2 protein-coding genes are annotated in these 2,945 nt (G+C 65.4%); both read left to right on the forward strand.

Features of this window, described 5'->3' with window-relative positions; all coding sequences use genetic code 11:
• Positions 1-57 precede the first annotated feature (57 nt).
• Positions 58-1,005 (forward strand): ABC transporter permease, encoded by a 948-nt coding sequence (locus tag EOA86_RS28840; protein ID WP_128344771.1) that lies wholly within the window; start codon positions 58-60, stop codon positions 1,003-1,005.
• A 126-nt stretch (positions 1,006-1,131) separates the two neighbouring features.
• A partial coding sequence (locus EOA86_RS28845; protein WP_128344773.1) for a 3-hydroxyacyl-CoA dehydrogenase NAD-binding domain-containing protein occupies positions 1,132-2,945 on the forward strand: 1,814 nt, incomplete at its 3' end.

Genomic DNA, 2,945 nt, shown 5'->3' on the forward strand with positions numbered 1-2,945 from the left:
ATCCTCATCATCGTGCTGGCGGCCCGGGTGCTGATCAGCCGTAGGGAGAGATGAGCGATGGCATCGTTGCGATTGCTGCTCGCCAAACCCTGGATCTGGTCCTTCATCGGCGCGCTGCTGGTGTGGCTGGCGACGATCACCTTCACCGGTGGATATGGCGGCGGCGGCATGATCACGGCGGCACTTTCTCTGGCCGTCTTCACCGTCGTTGTCGGTGTCGGGCAGATGTTCGTCATCACGCTCGGACCAGGCAATGTCGACCTGTCGCTGCCGGCCAATATCGGCCTCGCCAGCGCCGTCGCCATGAAGGTGATGGACGGGAATGATGCGATGATCGCTGTCGGGCTGCTGGCGGCGGTGGCCTGCGGCATGGCCGTCGGCGCCGCCAATTATCTCTTGATCTGGGCGCTGCGCATCCCGCCGATCATCGCCACTCTGTCGGCCAGCTTCATCATCCAGTCGATCGACATCAGCTATGGCCGCGGCTTGCAGATCAAGCCACCGCCAGGCTTCGCCGATTTCACCAACCGGCAGATTCTGGGCATTCCGGTGCTGGCGATCCTCACCGTGCTGTTCACCATCGGCGCTGCGATCGCGCTGCAGCGCATGATCTATGGCCGTTCGGTGCTGGCGATCGGCCAGAACATCCGCGCCGCGTGGCTGGCCGGCGTCAATGTCGGCCGCATCCGCTTCCTTACCTACACGCTGTCGGGCGCGCTCGGCGGCCTCGACGGGGCGCTGCTTGCCGGTTATTTCCGCGGCGCCAATGTCGATATCGGCAACGAGTACCTGCTGGCCTCGATCGCCGTCGTCGTCATCGGCGGCACGTCGGTGGCCGGCGGCAAGGCCAACGTGCCGGGTGTCTGGGGCGCGGCCCTATTCCTAGTGCTGCTCCTGACGATGCTCAACACTTTCGGCGTCAGCGCCGGCGTCCGGCTGCTGCTGACGGGGCTGATCATCGTCGGCGTCATCACCGCCGCGGGCGGCCAGAAGGCGCTGCGCTGAAGTAGCGTCAGTCCCTGTCGGCCGGTCCTGACGAGAGCCTGCTGTAAAACATCCCGGTTCCCATCCGGGCATCGGCCCTATAAATCGGTCGGCGCGGTTCGGCCGTCATCATTGCGAGAGATTTGCGTGTCCAATTTCGTGAGCGTTACAAGGGACGGCGGCGTCGCGGTCGTGACCATCGACAATCCGCCGGTCAACGCGCTGAGCTTCCATGTTCGCGAGCCGCTGATGCAGGCGCTTGTTTCCTTGCGCGACGAGCCCGATGTCGCGGCCATCGTCATCGCCTGTGCCGGGCGGACCTTCGTCGCCGGCGCCGACATCACCGAGTTCGGCAAGCCGGTGCAGCAGCCGGATCTGCGCGCCATCATTGCCATGCTGGAAACCATTGCCAAGCCGACGGTTGCCGCCATTCACGGCACCGCACTCGGCGGCGGCCTGGAACTGACGCTCGGCTGCCATTTTCGCATTGCCGACAGCCAGGCCACGCTCGGCTTGCCGGAGGTCAAGCTCGGCCTGCTGCCTGGCGGAGGCGGCACGGTTCGGCTGCCATGCCTCGTCGGGCCGCTCAAGGCGCTCAGCATGATCGTTTCGGGAACGCCGATCGGTGCGGCCGAGGCGCTTGCCGCCGGTCTGATCGACGCTGTCTTCGTCGGCGCCCCGACCGCGCAGGCGGTTCGTTTCGCCAGCGAAATGGCTGGCAAGGGTGGACCGTTCACGCCGGTGCGCGACCGTGATGGCCGTCTCGACAAGGCTGACTTGGCTGCATTCGACAAGGCGGTGGCGGAACTCGCCAAAAAGGCGCGCGGCCTCGAAGCGCCGATCGCCTGCGCGCAGTCGGTCCGCAACGCCATGACGCTGCCGTTCGAAGAAGCGCTGGTGGCGGAACGCGAACTGTTCGCCAAGCTCGTTGCAGGCGACCAGTCGCGCGCGCAGCGTCATCTGTTCTTCGCCGAGCGGGAGGCGGCGAAGGTTGCCGGCAAGGATATTGTCAGGCGCAAGATCGCGCGGGTCGGCGTCATCGGCGCCGGCACCATGGGCGGCGGCATTGCCATGGCGTTCGCCAATGGCGGTTTCTCCGTCACCGTGCTGGAGGCGACGCAGGAAGCGCTGCAACTCGGGCTGGCGATGATCGACAAGAACTACGCCGTGTCGGTCAGCCGCGGCTCGCTCAGCGAAGACAACAAGCGTCAGCGGCTCGGCCTGTTCAAGGGTTCCACCGCCTATGACGACCTCGCCGATTGCGACCTGATCGTCGAGGCGGTGTTCGAGGAGATGGCGGTCAAGAAGGAGGTGTTCGGCAGGCTCGACGCGGTGGCCAAACCAGGCGCGATCCTGGCCACCAACACCTCCTATCTCGACGTCAACGAAATCGCCGCCTCGACCTCGCGCCCGCAGGATGTCGTCGGCATGCATTTCTTTTCGCCGGCCAACGTCATGAAGCTGTTGGAAATCGTGCGCGCCGAGAAGACCGCGCCCGATGTGCTGGCGACAATCGTCGAGCTGGCACGGCGGATCGGCAAGGTGCCGGTCGTCGTCGGCGTCTGCCATGGCTTCGTCGGCAACCGCATGCTGGCCGCGCGGGGGTCGGAATCCGAGGCGCTTTTGCTGGAAGGTGCAACGCCACAGCAGATCGACCGCGTGTTCACCGATTTCGGCTGGCCGATGGGGCCGTTCCAGATGGGTGATCTCGCCGGCCTCGACATAGGCTGGCGCAACCGCAAGGCACGCGGCCAGACGGCAATGATCGCCGACACGCTGTGCGAACAGGGGCATTTCGGCCAAAAAACCGGCAGAGGCTTTTATCTCTACGAGAACGGCTCGCGTACGCCGGCTCCCAATCCCGAGGTCGAAGCGCTAATCCGCGACGAGGCTGCCGAGAAGGGCATCGCGCCGCGCGCGATCGGCGCTGACGAGATCATCGAGCGGACACTCTATCCGAT

This window comes from Mesorhizobium sp. M5C.F.Ca.IN.020.32.2.1 (genome assembly GCF_004023105.1).
GTDB classification, from domain to species: domain Bacteria; phylum Pseudomonadota; class Alphaproteobacteria; order Rhizobiales; family Rhizobiaceae; genus Mesorhizobium; species Mesorhizobium wenxiniae.

Coding starts and splice junctions, on each gene's coding strand:
- EOA86_RS28840 (WP_128344771.1), top strand. CDS start 58: ATGGCATCGTTGCGATTGCTGCTCGCCAAACCCTGGATCTGGTCCTTC.